The organism is Streptomyces sp. NBC_01546 (assembly GCF_045208355.1).
Taxonomy (GTDB): Bacteria; Actinomycetota; Actinomycetes; order Streptomycetales; family Streptomycetaceae; genus Streptomyces.
The window spans coordinates 7,424,308-7,446,413 of record NZ_CP109379.1 but is presented as its reverse complement, the minus strand read 5'-3'; the positions used below and the strand labels follow the sequence as shown (position 1 = coordinate 7,446,413).

The window sequence follows — 22,106 nt, the reverse complement described above, 5'->3', positions numbered from 1 at the left end:
GAACCCGTAGGGGTCCCGGCCCTCTTCCTTCACTTCCTAGGCTCCGCTGGCCTCGAGCATCTCGTCACGCTCGACGATCTTCACGCGCTCGCGGCCCTGGGGTTCGCCGAGTGCCTTCTCGGCCGCGTCCAGCCGGTGCCAGCCCTCCCACGTGGTGTAGCGGACGGCGCGCTCGGCGAGGAAGGCCTCGACGGCCTCCGGCGCGGGCGCGGCCGGGGTGAGCAGGCGGCCTTCGGCGTGGTCGGCCAGCAGGTTCGCGACGGTCTCGTTGGCATCGCCCTTGGTGTGGCCGATCAGGCCGACCGGGCCGCGCCGGATCCATCCGGTCACGTACGTCGACGCCAGGTGGCCGCCCGCTTCGATGACGCGGCCGCCCTCGTCCGGGACCGTGCCCGACTCGACGTCCCAGGGGAGCTTGGGCAGCTCGTCGGAGAGGTAGCCGACGGCCCGGTAGACGGACTGGACGTCCCAGTCCGTGAACTGGCCGGTGCCCTTGACGTTGCCGGTGCCGTCGAGCTCGGTGCGCTCGGTGCGCAGTCCGGCCACCTTGCCGTCCTCGCCGAGCACCTCGGTGGGCGACTCGAAGAAGTGCAGGAACAGCTTGTGCGGCCGGTCGCCGATGTCGCGGATCGCCCAGTTCTCCAGGGTCTTGGCGACCATGTCGGCCTGCTTGTTGGAGCGGCGGGTCGTGATCGAGCCCTCGTCGTAGTCGATGTCCTCGGGGTTGACGATGACCTCGATGTTGGGCGAGTGATCCAGCTCCCGGAGCTCCATGGGGCTGAACTTGGCCTGGGCCGGACCGCGGCGGCCGAAGACGTGCACCTCGAGGGCCTTGTTGGCCTTGAGGCCTTCGTAGACGTTCGGCGGTATCTCGGTCGGCAGCAGTTCGTCGGCCGTCTTGGCGAGGATGCGCGCGACGTCGAGGGCGACGTTGCCGACTCCGAGCACGGCGACCTTCTCCGCCTCGAGCGGCCAGGTGCGCGGGACGTCGGGGTGGCCGTCGTACCAGGAGACGAAGTCGGCGGCGCCGTGGGAACCGTCGAGGTCGACGCCCGGGATGGTGAGGGCGCGGTCGGCCGTGGCACCCGTGGAGAAGATCACGGCGTCGTAGAAGGAGTGCAGCTCGTCCAGGCTGATGTCGTTCGGGTAGTCGACGTTGCCGAAGAGGCGGACCTGCGGCTTGTCGAGAACCTGGTGCAGCGCATTGACGATGCCCTTGATCCGCGGGTGGTCGGGGGCCACGCCGTAGCGGATCAGGCCGAAGGGCGCGGGCATCTTCTCGAAGAGGTCTATGGACACACCGGGCTCGGCCGCGGCCTCGGACTTCAGCAGCGCGTCGGCGGCGTAGATCCCGGCGGGGCCGGCACCGACGATTGCTACCCGCAGAGGTCGAGGCATGGCAAAGGTTCCCTTCGAGCGACAGCACGGTGGATCACAGATGGATCAATGGGAACCCTAAACTAAGGCAATCCTTACCCAGCACCCGGTATCGCCTTATGCCCCCATCACCGGAACTTATGACCTCTCCAAGCGATCCTTGGAGGTGAGGTGACCAGGCGGCCGCGCACCGAGGAGCCGGTCCAGCGGAACTCGCTGGTCAGCGGGCACACCAGCTGACAGACTGAAACCGCTTGACCACCCCCAGGAGGACACATGGCAGACGAAGCAGAGACCCCGCAGGACGAATCCCCGGCCGAGGAGGCCAAGCGAAAGTTCCGGGAGGCGCTGGAGCGCAACGCCGCGAATGCCCAGTCCCAGCAGGCGCACCAGAGTCGCGCGAAGGTCCAGGGTGCCAGCAGCGGCCCCGGCGGCAAGAACAAGAAGGTCCGCCGCAAGACCGGCTGACCCTCGGACACGAGGAGCTCAGTCTCGCCGTCACGGCGGCGGGACCGGGCCGCTCCGCCATTGAGCCACACGGGTGAGTGGGGATAACCACCAGCGCCGGAAGCAGTTGATCAGCTAGCCCCCGCCGAGGGCAGCCATCTCATGCGACAGCGCGACAGAAGGATCCCCCACATGCTCAAGAAGTTCATGGCCACCGCCGCGGTCACCGCCTCCGTGCTGGGTGCCGGCGCCGCTGTGGCCACCCCGGCGATGGCGATCGGCAACGACAACGGCGTCAACACCGTCAACGGCAACGGCGCCGCGCAGATCTACGGCAACCAGGAGACCAAGGGCGCGCTGAGCCCGCAGGCGAGCCTGGTCCAGGGTTCCGTCAACAAGCTCTGCATCGGCCTGCCGGCCAAGGTCAACGCCCAGTCCCTCTTCGCGCTGATCGCCAACGTCGGCGTCCAGGACGTCAACGTGCTGGCCAACCCGCAGAACCAGCAGTGCGCCGAGAACTCGACCCAGGCGAAGGGCGACGACTCGGCCTCGCACATTCTCAGCAACATCCCGATCCTCTCCGGCAACCTCTCCGCCGGCAGCTGATCCCCCGGGCCCTCCCGGTCCTCCGGTCTCTCGTTTCGCGCCGACGCGGCATGCCGCGTCGGCGCGTTTCGTTTGGTCTAGACCTTGACAGGTCCATACCATTTCGCTTCAGTGGGCACTGTTGCCGCCCCCACGGCAACTCCCCCCACTGAAGGAGTAGTTACGTGATACGTGCGCTTCGTCGCCGTGCGCTCTCGCTGGCCGCCGCCGCGACCGTCACGGCAGGCCTCGGTCTCACCCTCGTCCTCCCCTCCTCCCCCGCCTCCGCGGCGGTCCCCTGCGCCGGCGGCTGGACCGCGTCCGCCGTCTACACGGGCGGCATGAGCGCCTCGTACAACGGGCACAACTGGCAGGCCAAGTGGTGGACCCAGGGCGAGACGCCCGGGACCACCGGGGAGTGGGGCGTGTGGTCCGACCAGGGCGCCTGCGGTGGCGGGGGCACGGACCCGGGTCCCGGCAACCCGTCCGGATTCGTGGTCTCCGAGGCCCAGTTCAACCAGATGTTCCCGAACCGGAACCCCTTCTACACCTACAACGGCCTGGTGGCGGCCCTGTCCGCGTACCCGGGTTTCGCCAACACCGGTGACGACACCGTCAAGCGACGCGAGGCGGCCGCCTTCCTCGCGAACGTCTCGCACGAGACCGGCGGACTCGTCCACATCGTCGAGCAGAACACGGCCAACTACCCCCACTACTGCGACGCGAGCCAGCCCTACGGCTGCCCGGCCGGCCAGGCCGCGTACTACGGGCGCGGCCCGATCCAGCTGAGCTGGAACTTCAACTACAAGGCGGCCGGTGACGCGCTCGGCATCAACCTCCTCGGCAACCCGTACCTCGTGGAGCAGGACCCGGCGATCGCCATGAAGACGGCGCTCTGGTACTGGAACACCCAGAACGGCCCGGGCACGATGACCGCCCACGCCGCCATGGTGAACGGCGCGGGCTTCGGCGAGACCATCCGCTCCATCAACGGCTCCCTGGAGTGCAACGGCGGCAACCCCGCGCAGGTCCAGAGCCGGATCTCGAAGTACCAGAGCTTCACCCAGCTGCTGGGCGTCACACCGGGCAACAACCTGAGTTGCTGACCGGCTCCCGCCCCCGGCCCCGCACTGCGCGCCCCCGCCCCGCGGGCTCAGCGCGTGGCGCGCAGTGCGGTGGCCAGGGCGGTGGCGAGCTGGGCCCTCGAGCGTACGTCGAGCTTCTGGTAGATACGGGTCAGCCGTGCCTCCACCGTCTTGACGCTGAGGAACAGCTTCGCCGCGGCCTCCTGGTTGCTGGCCCCCTGGCTGACGAGCAGCGCGAGCCGGGTCTCGGCCTCGGTCAGCGCGGCGGCCGTCGCCGCCTCCGTACGGCCTCCGTCGCCCGCAGCGGGCTCCCGGGCGAGCTCGGTCCACGGCGTGGCTCCGGCCCGCTCAAACACCTCGGCCGCGGCCAGGAGCGCGACGCGGGCGGGTGCGCGCCGACGGCGGCGGCGTTCCACCCGGGCCAGCGCGAGCAGCGTGCGGCCCCTCTCCAGCGGCAGTCGCAGGGTCTCGAACCGCTGCGCCGTGGCCTCCAGGAGCTGGACGGCGGCGTCCGCCTCGCCCTGTGCGGACAGGCACAGGCCGCGGGCCCGGTCGAGGGCGGCGACGACCCCGGTGCGGCCGAGGCCGCGGGCGACGCTGCGTACGGAGTCGAGCAGCCGGGCGGCCTCGTCGGTTGCGTCGGCGGCGACCAGGGCCTCGGCCAGCTCCCCGTGCCAGCGCAGGATCGAGGGGTCCACCACCTTCTGGGCGGCCTCGAGTTCGGCGACCCGGCGCAGGGTGGCGACTGCCTTCGCTGCCTCCCCGGTGGCCAGTTCGACCAGGCCGAGCGCGTGCAGGCTGCGGGAGAGGAAGACCTGGTCGTGCTCCTCGTGCGAGGCCTGGATGCCGCGCCGGGCGTATCCGGCGGCGCGGCCGAAGCTGCCGCCAGTGGCCTCGGCCATCGCGGCGACGTACCAGGCGGGGCCCGGCGAGAGGCCCGCCTCGATCGTCAGCTCCAGGGCCTGGCGGGCGCGGGCGGAGGCTGCCGTGCACCGGCCGCTGCGCAGTTCGACCTCCGTGAGGCTGCGCAGGACCTCGAAGACGTCCTCGGCGGAGCCGGTGCGCTGGACGGCGGGCAGCAGGACCATCAGCTGTTTGCGGGCGTCGTCCAGGCGGTCGTCGAAGAGTGCGTGCCGCACGGCGAGGTACTGGGGCGCGTTGCGCATGCCGAGCGGCACTTCGGGCGCGGGCAGGGCGAGCGCCTCGGCGAGGATCGCCTCGGCGCCGGGGTCCCCGAGGATGCGGCCCATGCGGGCCCGTACGGTCAGGGCCATGGCCTCGGCGACCTGGTCGCCGCCGAGTGCGGCCAGGGCTCCGGCCCGGGCCGCGGCGTCGCGGGAGCGGACGGGGTCGCCGTCGCTGAGGTTGTGCTTCCAGGCGATCCGCAGCTGGACGGCGGCCTCGAGCGAGGGGTCCCCGGCGGCGTCGGCCATGGCGTACGCGAAGGTCTCGTCGAGGGCGCCCAGTGCCTGCCCGGCGGCGTCTATCACGGCGAGCCGGGCCCGGACCCGGCTGGCGGGCGAGGCGTCACGGGCCAGGACGGCCCGGGTGGCGCGGCGCGCGAGGTCGGCGCGGCCTGCCCAGCCGGCGTCCTCGGCGGCGTTGACGAGGCGGGCGAGTTCCTCCCCGGCCAGGTGGGAGGGCGTACGTTCGGCGGCGAGCAGGCCGAGTTCGGCGGCGAGCGCCCGCTGGCCGCGGCGGCGGCAGACGGCGGCGGCCTCGGTGATCTCCGCGGCGAGCCACTGGTCGGGGTGTGTCCACGGCCAGCGCGCGGTGGCGTACGGCCTGCACGGGGTCGTCGACGGCCTCGGCGAGCGCGGCGTGAGCGGCGGAGCGCTCGGGCCAGCCCGCGTCGGCGGCGAGCGCGGTGGGCAGGGCGCCGGCGGTGAACTCCACGCTGCCGTCCTCCGCCACCCTGACGAGCGTGGCCCGTTCCGCCTCGGCCAACTCCGCCTCGGCGTCGGGGCGTCCGGCCCGGCGCAGCAGGGCGGTGGTGGGGCGGGCGGCCAGGGCGGCGAGCAGCAGGGTGCGCCGAGCCTGGGCGGGAGCCTCGGCGAGCAGCCTGCGGGCCACCTCGCGGGCCTGTCCGGAGACGGGCAGGGTGTCGGCGTGGTGGGCGCCGCCGTCGCGGGCGCCGGCGGCTTCGGCGAGGGAGTGCCCGAGGGCGAGGGCGAGGCGGGGGTTGCCGCCGCTGGCCTGGTGGATGCGGCCGGCGAGGCGGGCGGGCAGGCCGTGGCGGACGAGGAGTTCGGCGATCTCGTCGGCGCCGAGCGGGGGTACCCGGATCGCGGGGGTGCCGGTACCGCAGAGGGGTTCGCCGACCGGTGCGCCGCCCTGGACGCATTCGGCGACCAGGACGCGGACCCGGGGCGGGGTGAGGCGCAGGGCGAAGCGCAGCAGGTCGGTGCTCTCGGCGTCGAGCCACTGGGCGTTGTCGATGACGAGCAGGACGGGGTGGCGGGCGGCGAGGGCACGGAGGACCTCGACGACGGCGAGGCGCAGCGCGACGTGGTCGCGGCCGGCGCGGGGGGCGTCCGTCTCGCGGCACAGCAGGGCGATGGCGGTGCGCTGGGGCCCGGAGAGTTGTTCGAGGGCGGCGCCTGGGACGGTGGCCAGGAGGGCCGCGGCGGAGGCCTCGGGTATCCATTGGTCGGCGGCCTCCGGTGCGAGGCGCAGCACGGTCTCGCGCCGGGACTCGGCGGCAGCGGCGACCGCGCGGACGACCTCCGTCTTGCCCGCGCCGGCCGGGCCGGTGAGCAGAGCCCGGCCGTGCGAGATCAGCGCACGGTCGACCGCTTTGACCAGTTCGTCCTGTCCGACACTTGTGTCAGCGTTCCCCGTCGCCGCCACCACGCACAGCCACCAGCCTCTCGGTCCCCAGCTCCTGTGCCATTCCTGTGAGACGCGACAATACGAGGTCGGATGCCGGGTGAACACGGATTGTGACGCAGAAATCAGCCAGGTGACGGGAAAAGCCGTCGGACCCGCCGATACACGGTGTATCGGCGGGCCCGCGGGGTGGGGTTGGTCCGTACTATCGGCCCGTCAGGCCGAGTTGGGACCGGGGGACCTCCCAGCGTCAGCTGGGGGAGATCCGGTCCGGGTGCGGACGGATCAGAAGGTGAGGCTCCAGAAGTCGATCTTGCCGGTGTCGCCGCCGGCGTTGTCGTTCACACGGAGCTTCCAGGTGCCGTTCGCGACCTCAGAGGAGGCGTCGACGGTGTAGGTCTGGTTGATGTTGTCCGTGCTCGAGCCGGTCCGGTTGTGCAGGTTGTACGCGGTGCCGTCCGGGGCGATCAGGTCGACCTTGAGGTCACCGATGTAGCTGTGCACGATGTTCACGCCCACCTTGAGGGTGGCCGGGGCGTTGCCGGTCTTCCCGCTGACGGTGATCGGGCTCTCCACGGTGGTGTTGTCACCGATGGTGTAGTCCGTGCCGTTCTCCAGGCCCGGGGGCGTGGTGGTGGTCACCGCGTTGACGGTCGCGGCCGCGTCGGCGAGACCGGTGCCGCAGCCGCCGGTGCAGACGCCGGCCAGCGGGCGGGTGTTGTTCTTGATCGCCGCCTCGACCTGGGCCGGGGTCAGCGAGGGCTTGGCGGCGACCACGAGCGCGGCGAGACCCGCGACGTGCGGGGCGGCCATGCTGGTGCCCTGGTAGGGCTTGTAGATCTCCGCACCGGGGGTGGTGGTGCTCGCGTTCAGCGTGGAGAGGATGCCGTTCTCGGGGGTGGTGACGGTGCCGGGGGTGTCGGTGCCACGGCGGGTCTCACCGCCCGGGGCGGCGACGTCGATGCTCGCGCCGTAGTTGGAGTAGAAGGAGCGGTCGCCGGTGCGGTTGCTGGCGGCCACGTTGACCACGTTGTTGCAGCTGGCGGGCGTGAAGCCGGCGGCGTCGGAGTTGCTGTTGCCGGCGGCCACGACGACGGTCGTACCGCGGCCGACGGCGCCGTTGATGGCGTTCTGGTAGGTGGCGCTGCAGGCGCCGGAGCCGCCGAGGCTCATGTTGATGACCTTGGCGGGGGTGGCGTTCGCCGGGATGCCCGCGACGGTGCCGCCGGAGGCCCAGGTGATGGCGTCGGCGATGTCGGCGGTCGTGCCGCCGCACTTGCCGAGCACGCGCACGGGCTGGATCTTCGCGTTGTACGCGATGCCCGCGACGCCCTTGCCGTTGTTCGTGGCCGCGGCGATGGTGCCCGCCACGTGGGTGCCGTGCCAGGAGGAGCCGCTGGCCTTGGAACCCACCCCGCACTCGCCGTCGGTGGCGTTCCAGTCGCCCTCGTCGGCGGGGTTGCTGTCACGGCCGCCGCCGTCGCGGGCGTACGTGGAGTTGCTGATGAAGTCGTAGCCGGCGACCACGTTCGGGGCGACGTCCGAGTGGGCGACGTAGCCGGTGTCGATCACGGCGACGGTGACGCCGGAGCCGGTGCTCTTGTCCCAGGCGGCAGGAACGTTCATGCCGGCGGTGGGCTCGAAGAGGTCCCACTGCTTGGTGTACTCGGTGTCGTTCGGGGTGGCCATCGCGTAGGCGCGGGCATCCGTCTCGACGTAGGCGACGTCCGGGTCGGCACGGAACTGGGCCATCACCTTGGCGGCGTCGGCGGGGGCGGTGGCCGAGCCGAGGCTGACCAGGGCCGCTCCGGTGCCGAGGCGGCGGTCGAACTTCGCCTTCTTGCCGGCCTTCTTGCCCTTGGCCGCGGCGTCGTCGGCGGCGGCGGTGTTGGAACTGGCCTCCGAGGCGGAGGTCTTGTATCCGACGATGAGGTTCTCGACCGGGGCGGTGGCGGCGGCCTCGGCGGCCGGCGCCGGAACGTCGGCGGCAAGGGCCACGGAGGCGGTGGCGGAGCCGGCGAGCAGGGTGACGGACATCGCCACCACGGATATGAGCCTGCGTCTGGATGCGTGCACGAAGTTCCCTTTCGCGGGCCGGTTCCGGGCAGGCCGGAGCGGCCGATCAGTGCAGTGTGGGAGGTGACCGGCGGCCGCGGGGCCGGGAGCGAGCTGGTCGAACTCGCCCCGGCCGCCGCCGCGCGCCACGTTGCCCCGGCCTCGACGGCGGGGCAGGGCAACGGCGGTACCGAAGATTCCCCCTGGTGGGACGGCATCATGCCATGTGGGGTTGGCGTGTCGGCCGCCGGGTCAGGGGAAGATCGCCGGTGGGCAGACAGTAGGCAACACGGCGATGAACTCGATACGGGGAAAACCCTTGTCCGCTCCCTGCCCCTCCCCCCGCGGCTCGTCAGGGGGTAGGGGCGCCGCCGATCCCGCGGGGCGGGAAGAGCTTGCGGAAGTACGTCCAGCTGGTCTCGTTCGGCTCGGACCATTTGTCCGGGGAACGGGCGAATTCAGGGTGTTGGGCGGCAATGTAAGCGCGGGTGCGCTCGGGAACCTCCGCGTAGGAGCCGAGCTTGCGGCCGCGGCAGTGGAAGGTGAGGCCGCCGGGGCGCTGCCCCTGTTCCATCCAGGGCAGCCAGGGCGACATCCGGGTCCAGGACATCGTGGCGGGGACACTGGGCGCGTCGGTGGACAGCACATGGGCGGGCGCGAAGAACTGGAAGAGCTCCAGCGCCCGGTAGGTGTCGTCGGCCGAGTTGGCCGGGTACTCCTCGACGGGCAGCGGCGAGGGATAGGCCAGCGGGATCTCCAGACTGAAGCAGACCTGGTCGCCCAGCTCCGTCAGGGGGACCGGGAAGGGCCGCCACTTCTGGTTGGCAGGATCGTTCCAGACGTGGACCACCGGCCGGCCCTGCCAGGTGTCCAGGATCTCCCGGGTCAGGGGGTCCAGGTAGAAGGCGGCTTCCCTGGACAGCAGCTGGTAGCCGCCCCCTTCCCCGTCCGTGACGAGCCGGGCGACATTCAGCCCTTCGAAGCCGAAGAGGCGCTGATGGGGCTCACCGGGGGCCCAGGTGTAGACGTCGCCCGACCACCAGAAGGTCACCTCGGCGCCGTCGAGCGAGGCGCGGGTGCGGGCGAAGGCGTGCAGCAGCTCGGCGGGCGTCATCGCGGGTGTCATACGCCGTACTGTGCGCGGTCGGCGCCCGGACCGGCAAGCAGGCATCGCGCCACGGAGCGGGCGGCGCCGTTCGCCATCCGGATGCCAGGTTGACGTCGGTGGCGCCACCGGCGACCGTGACCGCCATGGGGAAAGAACGCCGACTGCTCACTCTCGTCATCTGCCTGGTCCTGGGCGGCGGGCTGCTCGCCGCCGTCCTGGGGGCCTCGCGAGCGGCCGGTCCGCACCGGGGGGCGGCGGGCGCCCGTCCGGCGACGGTTCGGCCGGCTCGGTGGTGATGGACTGCGGCCGCAACGAGGAGGGCCACTACAACGAGGACAACCTGGTGGTCTCGCCCGGACTGCGGGCGGGCGCCCACCACACCCACGCGTACGTGGGGAACCTGTCCACGGACGCGATGTCGACCGACGCCTCCCTCGACGCGGCCGCGACCAGTTGCCGCGGCGGCGACCGGTCGACGTACTACTGGCCCGTCCTGCGGCGGACCGACCGGCCGGGCTCGCGCCCGCACGAAGGCTCGGCAGGCCACGGCAACACCGGGGCGATCCTGCCGGAGGCCTCGGTCCGGGTGGAGTTCCGCGGCAGTCCCGTGAGCAAGGTGGTGGCGATGCCGCGCTTCCTGCGCGGCATGACCGGGGACGCCGTCGCCTACACCGCGGCCAGCGACGCCGAAGTCCGGGCCCGCTGGGGCTGTTCGGGCGCTCCGGACCGGCCCACCACCCGCTATCCGCGCTGCCCCGAGGGCGACCGTGTCACGCGCACCCTGGTCTTTCCGAGCTGCTGGAACGGTCTGGACACCGCGGGCGAGGGGCACCGTTCGCACCTGAAGTTCCCCGCGGCCGACGGCGTCTGCCCGCGGGGCACCTTCCCGGTGCCCGAGCTTCACGTCTCCCTCTCCTACGAGGTCCCCGCGGGCGCCCCCATGGCGCTGGACTCCTTTCCCGAGCAGCGGCACAGCCCCAAGACGGACCACGGCATGTTCGTGAACGCGATGACAGAGCGGCAGATGGCCGGGGTCGTGGCCTGCCTCAACGAGGGCCGCGACTGCCGGATGTGAGGGGCGCCGGTACGGCCCGGGCGCGACGCGAGAGCCACGCGGGCGCGAACGCGGGCGCGAACGCGAGCCCAACACGGAAGTGACGCACGTCACGTGAACCGGGTCCGCGCGGGCGGCGTGTTCCGACCGCACCACGTAAGCGAGGAAGACGGAGAGGGTGAGATGGCCGGACCACTGTGGCCCCGCACTCGGCGGGGCTCGACCGATGAGGCATTGATCAAGTCGGTGTACGAGGAGCACGGCCACGCCCTGCTCGCGTACGCCACCCGGCTGACCGGAGACCGGGCCGCCGCCGAGGACATCGTCCAGGAGACGCTGATCCGGGCCTGGCGGCACTCCGAGGTCCTGGTGAACGGAAAGGGGTCGGTACGCGGCTGGCTGCTCACGGTGGCCCGCAACATCATCACCGACCGGTACCGGGCCAAGGCCGCCCGGCCGCCGGAGGTCTCCGGGGTCGCCGCCACTCCCCCGGTGGAGGCGGACCACGCGGATTCCGTGGTGGACACGATGACGGTGCTGGGCGCACTGGACCAGCTGTCGCCGGAACACCGGGACGTGCTGCGGGAGTTGTACTACCGGCAGCTCAGCGTCTCGGAGGCCGCCGACAGCCTCGGCATACCGGCCGGGACGGTCAAATCGCGTTCGCACTACGCGCTCAAGGCCCTGCGCGACGTCTTCCGGGACAACAGCGCCGGGGACAGCGGTTCCAGACAAGGCAAACGATCGGGCAGGCCGCCCCAGCAGCCCGCCGGACTGCGTGAGGTGGTGGCATGAACCGGCAGCGGCACGAGGAGGAAGAACAGCTCGGCCCGTACGTGCTCGGCGTCCTGGACGACACGGAGGTCCGCAGGGTCGAGGAACACATGAGCGGGTGCGTGCAGTGCCGGGAGGAGGTGGCCGCGTTGCGCGAGATGGAGGCGGCGCTGGGTGAGGTGCCCGAGGAGGCGTTCCTCGACGGGCCGCCGCAGGGCGGAGACCTGTTGCTCCAGCGCACCCTGCGGCAGATGCGCGGTGAGCGGGCCGGTGAGCAGCGCCGGCGGGCAGGGCTCGCGGGACTGGCCGCGGCGGCTTCGCTGGCCGCCGTGTTCTGGGCCGGGTCTCAGCTGGGCGCCGGTGATTCGGGGGCGGTCGCGCTGCCCCAGCCCTCGCCGACGGTGTCGACGGCTCCTTCGTCGCACGTCCCCGGGACCAAGGTGGCTTCCGCGACCGATCCGGGCACGGGTGCGCGGATGACCGTACAGATGACCCCCGCGGCCCAGTGGGTGCGGGTGAACGCCGCCGTCACGGGTGTACCGCCGGGCGAGCGGTGCCGACTGGTCGTGGTCGCCAAGGACGGCACGCGCACCACCGCGGGTGGCTGGGTGGTGGGCAGCCAGGAGAACGGCCAGGCCAAGGGCGCGTCGCTGGACGGCTCGGCGGCCGTCGATCCGGCGAACGTGAAGGCGGTCCTGGTCGAGAACGAGGCGGGCAAGGCGTTCGTGTCCGTGCCGGTGTAGCCGGCAGCCGGTCGCCCCGGTCAGCGGGGCGGGCGGGGACGTGACAGAGCCCGGGAGCATGTCCAGCTCCCGGGCTCCTGCTTGCCACCCAATTGCGCACACCGGCGGCGTTTAAGAGCCGCGGATCATATTGAGACCGACGTGTTCTGCCATTGAACTACCGCGCCACGAGGAGAGGCGCAGGAGGGACTTGAACCCCCATCCGTCGATGATCGTCCACGCTCGGTCGATCCGGTGTTCGGCGGCGAATACTGAGACTGGAGCGAGAATCTGAGATTTACGGGGCCGCCTCTGCCAGGCTTGGGCCACCCCGGCGCGTAATGCCGGGGGAGGGATTCGAACCCCCAACTGACACCCCTGTTCAGCTTCAACATCAGTTTCAGCTTGCGCTCTCGCGCACCCCCTGCAGACATACAGGGGGAGTTCGTGGGGCTACCCGAACAGGTAGCCGAACACCGCGTCCCCGACCCGCTGGTCGGTGATCTCGGCGCTGTTGGCCTCTTCCCGGGCGAACTTGACGGCCTGCTGGAGCTTCTCCACGCGGTCGAGCAGTTCGTTCACCCGCCGGGCCGGCAGTGCGCCGGAGAACTTCACCGTCGTCCAGTAACCGACCGGGACGTCCTCGTAGTAGACCTCGACCTGCGCCGGGTGCTTCTCGGTGGCCTCGGCCTTGACGTGGTTGCGCGGCACCTTCTTGGTGCGGATCGTGCGCACCGGGTCCGTCTTCCAGGAGTCCGTGGATGGGTCCAGGTTCCAGGACTCGGACGCGTCCAGCACCGGCAGCTTCCGTACGAAGGTGTGCATGTCCGTGAGCTGCTTCTCCAGGAAGAGCAGATAGGGCACGGGCACCTGGGCCAGCAGGACCGTGCCGTCCACGACGACGTCGGCGGCCGCGGTGCGGTTCGCCCAGTCCTTGGTCGCCGTCACGTCGAACAGCCGCGTCAGTGTGCCGGCCGTCGCGCGCAGCACGTCCTCGGCCTTGACCTGCACCCGCGTGGACTCGGGCGGCAGCTGCTCGCCCTCCTCGTCCTTGGGCTGGTAGGTCCGGGAGATGCCGGCCAGCAGGGCGGGCTTCTGGACGTCGTGGTGAGCCTGCGAAAGCTCCTGGAGGGACTTGGACTTGACGCCCTTTTCGACTGCGATGATCTGATTCAGCTTCGGCACGCGATGAACCTAACAGGAGCCGGGCGCCCGTACATTCGAATATCCGGCGCCCTCCCGACCCACCGGACCCTCCGAGGTGGACCGATCATCACATTGCGGTTCATGACATCCTGTGACGTCACAACTCGCCGGACGGGATCGGCGGACGTCCGGGGAATATGGGGAAGGTCCATGAGGCTCTGCTTCCTGGTGGAGGAGCACTACCGCCACGACGGCATGCCGAACGAGGTGATCCGCCAGTTGACCGCGTGGGGGCACCGGGTCGACGTGGTGCGGCCGGGCGGCTCGCTGCTGTGCATGACCGAGACGGTGAGCGCGGGTTCCCATGACGCCTGGGTGCTCAAGACGGTCTCCGGCGGCCCCGGGCTGACCCTGCTCGAGGCCGCGGCCGCCGCCGGGCTGACCACGGTCAACGACGCCCGCTCGATCCGGGGCGTACGGGACAAGGCGCTGGCCGCCGCCATCGGCCGCGCCCGGGGCCTTCCGCTGCCGCCGACCTACGCGGCGGCCAGCCCCGAGCTGCTGCGGGAGATACCGGCGGCCGAGTACCCCCTCGTCGTCAAGCCGGCCGACGGGAGCTCCGGACGGGCCGTGCACCTGGTGTCCTCGCCGGAGCGGCTGGAGGCGATGCTCCCGGTCCTGGCGGGCGAGGGCCTGCTCATTGCCCAGCCGTACGTGCCCAACTCGGGCACCGACATCAAGGTGTACGGGGTCGGCGGGGAGCTGTTCGCGACCGAGCGGTGCTCCCCGCTGCACCCCGACCCGGCGGTGCGGGAGCGCCGTGTTCCGCTGTCGGCCGAGGTCGCGGCGATCGCCGCGCAGGTGGGGGCGGTGTACGGGCTCGACCTGTACGGGGTGGACGTGCTGTTGGGGCCCGACGGGCCCGTGGTCGTCGACGTGAACGACTTCCCCAGCTTCCGTCAGGTGCCGGACGCGGCCGCGCGGGTGGCCCGGGCGGTGCTGGACCTGGCGCGGACGGGCGGTTCCACGCCCCCGCCGGTGCCGTCGCCACGCTCGTACGCCCTGCCACTGTCGATCCCGGCGCAGATGTCGGCGGGGGCGGTGGACGGCGCGTGAGGATCGGTCTGATCACTCCGGAACCCGGTCATCCGCTGCTGGCGGCCACCGCCGCCCTGCTGGCACCCGGGCACGTCGTCGAGGTGCTGGACCCGAGCGCGGCGGAAGGCGTCCCCGATCGGCCGGCCGACGTGTACCTGCTGAAGTCGCGCACCGCGCACGCGCTGGATCTCGCACGACAGCTGGAGGGGCGGGGCGCGTCCGTCGTCAACACGGCGGCGGCGACCACGCTGTGCCAGGACCGTACGGCGATGGCGGAGCTCGCCCAGCGGGCCGGGCTGCCGTTCGCCGCGACCCGGTGCGTCGGCTCCCTCTCCGTGTGGGCGCGGTCCGCCGTCCCGTTGGCCTCGCCGGTGGTGGTCAAGAGCCGTTACAGCCGCCGGGGCGACCTGGTGGCCCGGGTGGACGACGCCGCGGGGCTGCGGGAGTTGGCGGCGCGGTGGCCGGGCGAACCGGTGGTGGTGCAGGACTTCGCGCCCAACAGCGGCTGGGACCACAAGCTGTGGGCGATCGGGGACCAGGTCTTCGCGGCCCTGCGCCGCTCCGAGCTCTCGCCGGGCGGGCGCGGGCCCAACCTGCCGCTGGCCCTGGCCGAACTGCCCTCCGGCTGGGCCGATCTGGTGCGGGCGGCCGGCGCGGCCTTCGCGCTGGACGTCTACGGCGTGGACATCATCGACGCCGGCGACGGCACACCGCTGATCGTGGACGTGAACGCCTTCCCCGGCGTCCGCGGCCAGTCGGGCGCCCCCGAGGCCCTGGCGGCGCTGACCCTGCGCCGGGCCACCGGCAGAGGGTCAGACACCCCCTAGCTCCCGTCGGGGTGTCGCGGAGGCGCGCGGGGCGCGGGATCGGTGAGGATCGGGGCATGGGCTTCGTCCTGCCGGTCCTCTTCGCGCTGTTCGCGGCGCTCAGCAACGCACTGGCGACCGTGCTCCAGCGGCGGGCCGCACTGACCGTGCCGCAGAGCGACGGCTTCCGGTTCGGCCTCGTCCTCGACCTGTTGCGGCGGCCCCTGTGGATCGCCGGGATCCTGGCCGTGATCGCGGCCGGGGTCGGGCAGGCCGTCGCGCTCGCCACGGGCGCGCTGGCCCTCGTACAGCCGCTGTTCGTACTGGAGCTGCCGCTCGCGCTGCTGATCGCCTCGCTGGTGACGCGGACCCGGCTGCCGGGGGCGCTGTGGCTCGCCGTGGCGGGGGTGGTGGCCGGGCTGGGGATCGCGCTGGCGGCCGCCTCGCCCGAGGGGAACCGTACGCACGTACCGCTCGACCGGTGGGTGCTGGCCCTGGCGGCGTGCGCGGTGGCCGTGGCCCTGCTGGCCGTGGCCGGACTGCGGCGGCCGCCCGGGCGGATGCGGGCCGGGTGCCTGGGCGCGGCCACCGCCGTCTGTTACGCGCTGACCGCCGCCCTGATGAAGTCCGCCATGCACGTCCTCGACGAGGGCGGCATCGGCGCGTTCCTGACCACCTGGGAGACGTACGCCTTCGCCGCGAGCGGCATCTGCGCGCTGCTCCTGCTCGAACATGCCATGCAGGGCGGCCCGCTGGTCGCCTCGCAGCCCGCGCTGACCCTCGGGGACGCGAGCGTCAGCGTGGCGCTGGGCGTGCTGCTGTACGAGGAACACGTGCGGGCGCAGTGGTGGCTGCTGCCCCAGCTGCTGGGCCTGGCCCTGATCTGCGCGGGGGTGCTCGCCCTGGCCCGGGCCGCCGCCCCGGACGACGCCGGGTAGCCTGCGGGGCATTTCGAGTGGAGGGCGGTTTGCATGCGCGCGGTGGCGTTCGAGCGGTACGGCGAGCCGGCCGAGGTCAGGGAGGTCGCGGATCCGCGTCCGCCGGCGGCCGGGGTGGTGGTGCGGGTGGAGGCCACCGGTCTGTGCCGCAGCGACTGGCACGGGTGGATGGGGCACGACCCGGACATCGTGCTGCCGCACGTACCGGGCCACGAACTGGCCGGAGTGGTGGAGGCGGTGGGGTCCGGCGTCGCCAACTGGCGGGTCGGCGACCGGGTCACGGCGCCGTTCGTGTGCGCCTGCGGGAGCTGCGCCGAGTGCGCGGCGGGCGACCACCAGGTGTGCCGGCGGCAGACGCAGCCCGGGTTCACGCACTGGGGCTCCTTCGCCGAGTACGTGGCCCTCGACCACGCCGACGTGAACCTGGTGGCCGTTCCCGGGGAGCTGTCGTACGCGACGGCGGCCGGGCTCGGCTGCCGCTTCGCGACGGCCTTCCGGGCCGTGGTCGGGCAGGGACGGGTCGCTGCGGGCGAGTGGGTCGCCGTGCACGGCTGCGGCGGCGTCGGGCTCTCCGCGGTGATGATCGCGGCGGCCGCCGGGGCGCGGGTGGTCGCCGTGGACACGGCGCCCGAGGCGCTGGAGCTGGCGCGGAGGTTCGGGGCCGCGCACTGCGTGGACGCGGCGGCCGTGGACACCGCGGCGGCCGTGTGGGAGCTGACCGGCGGGGGCGCGCACCTCTCGCTGGACGCCCTGGGGTCGCCCGCCACGGCCGCGGCCTCGGTGGGCGGGCTGCGCCGCCGGGGGCGGCACGTACAGGTCGGGCTGCTGCCGGCGGCCGCGGGCGGGACGGTCCTGCCGATGGAGCGGGTGATCGGCTGGGAGCTGGAGATCCTCGGGAGCCACGGGATGGCGGCGCACGCCTATCCGCCGATGATGGAACTGGTCCGGTCCGGAGTGCTGCGGCCGGACCTGCTCGTCACCTCGACGATCGACCTCGACGCGGCCCCGGCGGCGCTCGCCGCGATGGGCACGGCCCCGGGGCGGGGGGTCACGATCATCCTGCCGCGGGCGGGGCAGGATCCGGAAGCGACGGCTTAGTTCCGGCTGCCCGCCTCGACCAGCCCGGTCTCGTACGCGGCGATCACCGCCTGGGCGCGGTCGCGGGCGCCGAGCTTCCCGAAGAGGCTGGTGATGTGGTTCTTCACGGTGGACACGCTGATGTCCATGGCCTCGGCGATCTCCGCGTTGTCGAGTCCGGTGGCCATCAGCCGCCACACCTCCTGCTCGCGCGGCGTGAGGTCGCCCAGGCTCGCCGCGGGCGGCTGCGGCCGGCGCGGGGCCAGCACGTAGGCGGAGATCAGCCGGGTCAGCAGCCGGGGCGCGACGGCGGCCTCTCCGGTATGCACCACCCGTACCGCCGCGACCAGTTCCTCGGGCGAGATGTCCTTGGGCAGGAAGCCGTAGGCACCGGCTCGCAGCGCCGCCACCACGTACTCGTCCATGTCGAAGGTGCTCAGCGCCAGTACCCGGCACTCGGGCAGCGTCCGCGCGAGCCGTTCGGTCGCCCCGACTCCGTCCAGCACCGGCATCCGGATGTCCATCACGACGACGTCGGGCCGCAGCCGGTGCGCGAGGGCCACCGCCTCCTCGCCGTCGGCTGCCTCGCCCACCACCTCGAAGGCCGGGTCGGGGGCGAGGATCAGGGCCAGCCCGCGCCGCACCAGCGGCTGGTCGTCCGCGATCAGCACCCTGATCGCCTCCGTCGTCCGTCCGCTCATCGCAGCGCCCCTTCCCCGCCCTTCAGCGGCAGTCGGGCCGCCACCCGGAACCCGCCCCCGGCCAGCGGTCCGGCCTCCAGCGTGCCGCCGTGCAGTGCGACCCGTTCCCGCATTCCCACCAGACCGTAGCCGGACCCGGCGGGCGCGGCCGCCGCTCCGGCCCCGTCGTCGGACACCTCCACGGCCAGCCCGTGCGGTCCGTACGTCAGCCGTACGCAGGCCCGCGCCTCGCCCGCGTACTTGCGCGCGTTCGTCAACGCCTCCTGCACGATGCGGAACACGGTCAGGCCCACGCTCGGCGGCAGCGGGCGCTCCTCGCCCCGCACGTCCAGTTCGACGGGCAGCCCGGCCCGGCAGGTCTCGCCGACGATCCCCGCCAGGTCCCCGACCCCGGGCTGCGGGGCGGTGGGCTCCTCCTCGGCCTCGTCTCCCGCCCGCAGCACGTCCAGCAGTTGGCGCATCTCCCGCAGCGCCATCCGCCCGGATCCCTCCAGGGTGACCAGCGCCTCCCGGGCCACCTCGGGGTCGCTCGCCAGGTTGGCCCGGGCGCCTCCGGCCATCAGCTGCATGGTGGTGATGTGGTGGGCGACGATGTCGTGCAGCTCGCGGGCGATGCGGCGCCGTTCGTCGGCCACCGCACGGTCGGCGAGCAGGCGGCGGTTGGCCTCGTTCTCACGGTGCCAGCGGTTCATCGCGGCCGCGGTGACGAGCACGAACAGCGGGTTGGCCACGCTGCCGATCACGTCCACGGTGCCCGGCTGCGATGACTGCCCCACCAGCGGCATCACCGCGGAGACGAGCGCCGCCACTGCCACCACGGCCGCGCCCCGGGACCGTGCGACCGTGTAGAGGGCGACCACGGCCGTGGCGGTGAAGTGCTGCCCCACCGGCACGCTCAGGTTGAAGACCAGGTCGAGCAGCAGGACCGCCGCGAGCGTGGCCAGCGGGGCGCGGCGCCGGACCAGCAACGGCAGTGCGGCCACCACCAGCAGCACGCAGCCGGCCGGCGGGACGTACCCGTGGTCGACCTGGCTGCCGAGCGAGAAGCTGAGCAGGTCCACGACGGCCGCCCCGACGGTGACCAGCGCGTCGTTGCGCGTCCAGGGCAGGGCGTCGCCGCCCGGCGAGGGCCCGTCGGCACGGGAACTTCCCCGTGCGGTGAGCGTTTTCGGCATGGTGTGGTCCTCCCCCGCGAGCGCCCCCGCCGACCGCTGCCGGTGCGCACGACTGACTGTCGTCTCGTGATCCATTCTGGCACCGGTCCGCGGCCCCGCCCCGGGACCCGGAGCCGATCCCGACCCAGGACCAGGGTCCTGGTCGGCGCTGCGCCCCGGCCCCCGCTCCCGGGTCCCGTCTCGTCCCGCGCCCCGACGATTCGCCCGCGTCGCGCTGATGAGCTGGACACCAGCCGGGAGACCTCGGCGAACCACCAACGCCGGAGGACAACAACGTGATCCGCGCCCTGACCGGGTTCTCCACCCGCAACCCGTGGAAGGTCATCGCCGTCTGGGCGGTGCTGGGCATCTTCCTGAGCGTGCTCAGTCAGCCCCTCGTCTACCGTGTCACCGAGACCCAGAGCGGTGAGTTCCTGCCCGCCCAGTACGACTCGGCCGCCGCGCTGAAGGTCGCCGAGGAGAAGTTCGGGGTGAAGCCCGACGGCAACGCGGTGACGGTGCTCGTCGCCCGCGCCGACGGCGAACCCCTCACCGAGGCCGACCACCGCCGCGTCGGCGCCGTCGCCGGCCAGCTGGGCAGCCGGCGCGTGGAGATGCCCGCGCCGAAGGAGGACGACCCGCCCGCCTTCCTGAACGAGGACCACTCCCAGACCCCCGGGGTCAGCCCCGCGATGACCGCTCCGGACCGGAGCTTCGAGCTGCTCTCCGTCCGGCTGACCGGCAACTCCACGGACCCCGGCCTCCACGGCGTCTACCGCGTCTTCCGCGACCAGGCCAAGGAGGCGTTCGGTGAGGCGGGGATGCGCACCGGCTTCACCGGTGGCCTGGCCGACCTCACGGACACCGCCGACGCCGAGAAGACCACCCAGACCGTCGTCGGGATCGTCATGGTCGGCCTGATCGTGCTGATCAACATCCTGGTGTTCCGCAGTGTCCTGGCCGCCTTCGTGCCGCTGTTCGCGGTGGTCATCGTCGGCGGCGCGGCGGCGGGCACGGTGGTCGGCGGCGCGGCGCTCACCGGCATCAAGCTGGACCCCTCCACGCCGAGCATGATCAGCGTCGTGCTGATCGGCATCGGCGTCGACTACTTCCTCTTCCTCCTCTTCCGCTTCCGGGAGCAGCTGCGGTCCCGCCCGGAGCAGCCCGTCCGCGAGGCGGCGGCCGAGGTCAGCGCCCGGGTCGGCACGGCCATCACGTCGGCGGCCCTGACCATCGTGGCCGCGTTCGCCACCCTCGCCATCGCGACCTTCGGGCAGTTCCGCGTCCTCGGGCCGGCCATCGCCGTGTCGGTACTGGTCATGCTGCTGGCCAGCCTCACCCTGATGCCCGCGCTGCTCTCGGCCACCGGACGGAAGATGTTCTGGCCCTCCCGCGCCCTCAAGCGGGAGCCCGCCGAAGGGGCCGCCTCTCGTTTCGGCGCCCTGGTCGCCCGCCGCCCGCTGACCCTCGCACTCGCCTCCGTGGCCCTGCTGGGCGCCCTCGCGGCCGGACTGGCCGGCATCCGGATGGACTTCGGCCAGGGTGGCGGCAACCTCGAGACCCCGGCCGCCGCCACCGCCGCCGAGATCACCCGCGCCCTGCCCGCCGGGGTGTCCGACCCGGCCACGGTCTACGTCACCGCGAAGGACGGCCAGACCCTCACCGCAGAGGGGCTCGAGGCCCTGCCCCGGGCCCTCGCCACGGTCGAGGGCGTCGGCAGGATCGGCGCGACCACCCTCAACGAAGGCCGCACGGCCGCTCGTTTCGACCTCTACCTCACCCCTGGCCCGCAGACCCAGCAGGCCCGCGACCTCGTCTCGGGACCCGTACGCGACACGATCGCCGGCGCCGCCCCCACCGGGACCGAGGCCCATGTCGGCGGCACGGCCGCGATCTTCGCCGACATCTCCACCGCCGTCGACCACGATCTGCGGATCGTGTTCCCGGTCGCCGCGGTGCTGATCGCCCTCATCCTGCTCGTCCTGCTGCGCAGCCTGCTGGCCCCCGCGATCCTCATGATCTCCGTCGGCCTCGGGTTCGCCGCCACCCTCGGCGCCTCCGCCCTCTTCTTCCAGCACCTGCTCGACGAGCCGGGCGTCAACTTCGTCCTCCCGCTGGTGCTGTTCCTCTTCGTCGTCGCCCTCGGCACCGACTACAACATCCTGATCAGCGACCGCATACGCGAGGAGATGGAACGTCCCGGACCGGCCCGCGCGGCCGTCGCCCGTGCCGTACGGCACACCGCGCCCGCGATCGCCACGGCGGGCGTCGTCCTCGCGGCCTCCTTCGGCAGCCTGGCCGTCAACTCGAACCCGTCCACCCAGCAGATCGGCTTCGCGACGGCGCTCGGCATCATCCTGTCCGCGTTCGTCCTGTCCATCGTGCTGGTGCCCGCGCTCGCCGCGCTCCTCGGCCGGAGCACCTGGTGGCCGGTCCGCCCGGGCGGCGCCCGTCGCCGCCACCAGGCCGAGCCCGCGGCCGCCAGGCCACAAGAGGACCGCGTCTCCGTCGGGTAGGTCCTGTCCGGGCGATCAGGCCGCCGGGATGCGCACGCGGACGGACTTGCCGAACTCGTCCGCGATCACGGAGAGTTCGCCGCCCATCCCGGCCACCAGAAGCTGGACCATCAGCAGTCCGCGCCCGTCTTCGGAGTCCGGGTCGACCTCGGAGCGGGGTGCGGGCAGCCGCGGGAGGGACGCGCCCTGGTCGGTTACCTCCAGCCGGAGCCATCCGGCGTCGGAGGTCACCGCCACCCGCATCCGGCCCGCGCCCGCGTGCCGGACGACGTTGCCGACGAGCTCACTGACGGCCAGCAGCAGGGCGTCCGACTCGTCGAGGGAAACCCGCCAGACTTCGAGTACGGCCCGCACCCGGGCCCTGACCTGCGGGACGGCCGCCGGGGCGGGATCGGTGACCCAGTGGGTGAAGCTGCGGACCGAGCCGCCGATGGTGGTGAGCATGACGTGCTCCCGGAGGGAAGGCGAGCGACCGCTGGAGTGACTCGTGTAACCAATCCCCAAATGGGTGAGCCCCTGGGCTTGTGGTCAGCGGAAACGCCTCGCTAGAGTCGTGATTACACGTGTAACACGTTAACGTCTCCCCGGTGGCCCGCGCAAGCATTTCGGACAAACGTCGCGAAGCCCGTGCCCG

21 protein-coding genes are annotated in these 22,106 nt (G+C 72.6%); 12 read left to right on the top strand and 9 right to left on the bottom strand.

From position 1 onward, the window contains the following. Positions 1 to 36 precede the first annotated feature (36 nt). Positions 37 to 1,398, bottom strand: a complete 1,362-nt coding sequence (locus OHA89_RS33980; protein ID WP_257558274.1) for an FAD-dependent oxidoreductase — start codon at positions 1,396 to 1,398, stop codon at positions 37 to 39. Between the two features lie 255 nt (positions 1,399 to 1,653). Here OHA89_RS33980 and OHA89_RS33975 point away from each other — a divergent pair, with 255 nt between their 5' ends. From OHA89_RS33975 to OHA89_RS33965, 3 genes are all read left to right on the top strand, one after another. Continuing rightward, on the top strand, positions 1,654 to 1,845 hold the full coding sequence (locus OHA89_RS33975) for a DUF5302 domain-containing protein (RefSeq protein ID WP_215147036.1): 192 nt from the start codon (positions 1,654 to 1,656) through the stop codon (positions 1,843 to 1,845). A gap of 171 nt (positions 1,846 to 2,016) precedes the next feature. Continuing rightward, positions 2,017 to 2,430: a rodlin gene (locus tag OHA89_RS33970; protein ID WP_257558270.1), complete on the top strand. Its 414-nt coding sequence runs from the start codon at positions 2,017 to 2,019 to the stop codon at positions 2,428 to 2,430. A 164-nt stretch (positions 2,431 to 2,594) separates the two neighbouring features. Continuing rightward, a complete protein-coding gene (locus tag OHA89_RS33965; RefSeq protein ID WP_266611654.1) occupies positions 2,595 to 3,515 on the top strand; it encodes a glycoside hydrolase family 19 protein in 921 nt (306 codons plus the stop codon). Between the two features lie 47 nt (positions 3,516 to 3,562). Here OHA89_RS33965 and OHA89_RS33960 read toward each other — a convergent pair whose 3' ends face one another. From OHA89_RS33960 to OHA89_RS33945, 4 genes are all read right to left on the bottom strand, one after another. Next, positions 3,563 to 4,984: a LuxR C-terminal-related transcriptional regulator gene (locus tag OHA89_RS33960; RefSeq protein ID WP_406367829.1), complete on the bottom strand. Its 1,422-nt coding sequence runs from the start codon at positions 4,982 to 4,984 to the stop codon at positions 3,563 to 3,565. Positions 4,985 to 5,021: 37 nt separating this feature from the next. Further along, positions 5,022 to 6,347 carry an AAA family ATPase gene (locus tag OHA89_RS33955; RefSeq protein ID WP_406367828.1) on the bottom strand — a complete coding sequence of 442 codons (1,326 nt, stop codon included), beginning with the start codon at positions 6,345 to 6,347 and terminating at the stop codon, positions 5,022 to 5,024. Positions 6,348 to 6,608: 261 nt separating this feature from the next. Further along, positions 6,609 to 8,360 carry a S8 family peptidase gene (locus OHA89_RS33950; RefSeq protein ID WP_406368695.1) on the bottom strand — a complete coding sequence of 584 codons (1,752 nt, stop codon included), beginning with the start codon at positions 8,358 to 8,360 and terminating at the stop codon, positions 6,609 to 6,611. A gap of 370 nt (positions 8,361 to 8,730) precedes the next feature. Next, positions 8,731 to 9,504, bottom strand: coding sequence for a DUF1838 family protein (locus OHA89_RS33945; protein WP_406367827.1), 774 nt, complete (start codon positions 9,502 to 9,504; stop codon positions 8,731 to 8,733). 125 nt (positions 9,505 to 9,629) lie between these two features. Here OHA89_RS33945 and OHA89_RS33940 point away from each other — a divergent pair, with 125 nt between their 5' ends. The 4 genes from OHA89_RS33940 (at position 9,630) to OHA89_RS33925 (ending at position 12,057) form a co-directional block, all read left to right on the top strand. Beyond that, positions 9,630 to 9,782, top strand: a complete 153-nt coding sequence (locus tag OHA89_RS33940; RefSeq protein ID WP_406367826.1) for a hypothetical protein — start codon at positions 9,630 to 9,632, stop codon at positions 9,780 to 9,782. Continuing rightward, positions 9,782 to 10,561: a DUF1996 domain-containing protein gene (locus OHA89_RS33935; RefSeq protein WP_406368693.1), complete on the top strand. Its 780-nt coding sequence runs from the start codon at positions 9,782 to 9,784 to the stop codon at positions 10,559 to 10,561. The genes OHA89_RS33940 and OHA89_RS33935 overlap by 1 nt, the downstream gene beginning before the upstream one ends. Before the next feature lie 162 nt (positions 10,562 to 10,723). Continuing rightward, positions 10,724 to 11,335, top strand: a complete 612-nt coding sequence (locus tag OHA89_RS33930; protein WP_215147031.1) for a sigma-70 family RNA polymerase sigma factor — start codon at positions 10,724 to 10,726, stop codon at positions 11,333 to 11,335. Next, a complete protein-coding gene (locus OHA89_RS33925; RefSeq protein ID WP_215147029.1) occupies positions 11,332 to 12,057 on the top strand; it encodes a zf-HC2 domain-containing protein in 726 nt (241 codons plus the stop codon). The genes OHA89_RS33930 and OHA89_RS33925 overlap by 4 nt, the downstream gene beginning before the upstream one ends. 432 nt (positions 12,058 to 12,489) lie before the next feature. On the opposite strand, the gene OHA89_RS33920 is transcribed toward OHA89_RS33925, so the two are convergent. Then, a complete protein-coding gene (locus tag OHA89_RS33920) occupies positions 12,490 to 13,221 on the bottom strand; it encodes a hypothetical protein (protein ID WP_215147011.1) in 732 nt (243 codons plus the stop codon). Positions 13,222 to 13,392: 171 nt separating this feature from the next. On the opposite strand from OHA89_RS33920, the gene OHA89_RS33915 reads away from it, so the two are divergent. The 4 genes from OHA89_RS33915 to OHA89_RS33900 are packed head-to-tail and all read left to right on the top strand — an operon-like array spanning position 13,393 to position 17,122. Continuing rightward, the gene (locus OHA89_RS33915; protein WP_215147010.1) at positions 13,393 to 14,298 is read left to right on the top strand and encodes a RimK family alpha-L-glutamate ligase; all 906 of its coding nucleotides are present in this window, start codon (positions 13,393 to 13,395) and stop codon (positions 14,296 to 14,298) included. Beyond that, entirely contained in the window at positions 14,295 to 15,107 is an 813-nt protein-coding gene (locus OHA89_RS33910; protein WP_266611646.1) for a RimK family alpha-L-glutamate ligase, read from the top strand. The genes OHA89_RS33915 and OHA89_RS33910 overlap by 4 nt, the downstream gene beginning before the upstream one ends. A 56-nt stretch (positions 15,108 to 15,163) precedes the next feature. Further along, complete coding sequence (locus OHA89_RS33905; protein WP_215147006.1) at positions 15,164 to 16,024, top strand: DMT family transporter; 861 nt, start codon at positions 15,164 to 15,166, stop codon at positions 16,022 to 16,024. A 33-nt stretch (positions 16,025 to 16,057) separates the two neighbouring features. After that, a complete protein-coding gene (locus OHA89_RS33900) occupies positions 16,058 to 17,122 on the top strand; it encodes a zinc-dependent alcohol dehydrogenase family protein (RefSeq protein WP_406367825.1) in 1,065 nt (354 codons plus the stop codon). Here the strand turns inward: OHA89_RS33900 and OHA89_RS33895 are convergent. Both OHA89_RS33895 and OHA89_RS33890 read right to left on the bottom strand, forming a co-directional pair. After that, the gene (locus OHA89_RS33895) at positions 17,119 to 17,802 is read right to left on the bottom strand and encodes a response regulator transcription factor (protein WP_215147002.1); all 684 of its coding nucleotides are present in this window, start codon (positions 17,800 to 17,802) and stop codon (positions 17,119 to 17,121) included. The two genes, OHA89_RS33900 and OHA89_RS33895, sit on opposite strands and share 4 nt — an antisense overlap. Continuing rightward, positions 17,799 to 18,977: a sensor histidine kinase gene (locus tag OHA89_RS33890; protein ID WP_266611641.1), complete on the bottom strand. Its 1,179-nt coding sequence runs from the start codon at positions 18,975 to 18,977 to the stop codon at positions 17,799 to 17,801. The genes OHA89_RS33895 and OHA89_RS33890 overlap by 4 nt, the downstream gene beginning before the upstream one ends. A gap of 275 nt (positions 18,978 to 19,252) precedes the next feature. Between OHA89_RS33890 and OHA89_RS33885 the strand changes: the two genes are divergently transcribed. Beyond that, positions 19,253 to 21,472 (top strand): MMPL family transporter, encoded by a 2,220-nt coding sequence (locus tag OHA89_RS33885; protein WP_406367824.1) that lies wholly within the window; start codon positions 19,253 to 19,255, stop codon positions 21,470 to 21,472. 15 nt (positions 21,473 to 21,487) lie between these two features. Here the strand turns inward: OHA89_RS33885 and OHA89_RS33880 are convergent, their stop codons facing one another. Next, positions 21,488 to 21,916, bottom strand: coding sequence for an ATP-binding protein (locus OHA89_RS33880; RefSeq protein ID WP_406367823.1), 429 nt, complete (start codon positions 21,914 to 21,916; stop codon positions 21,488 to 21,490). Between the last annotated feature and the right edge of the window lie 190 nt (positions 21,917 to 22,106).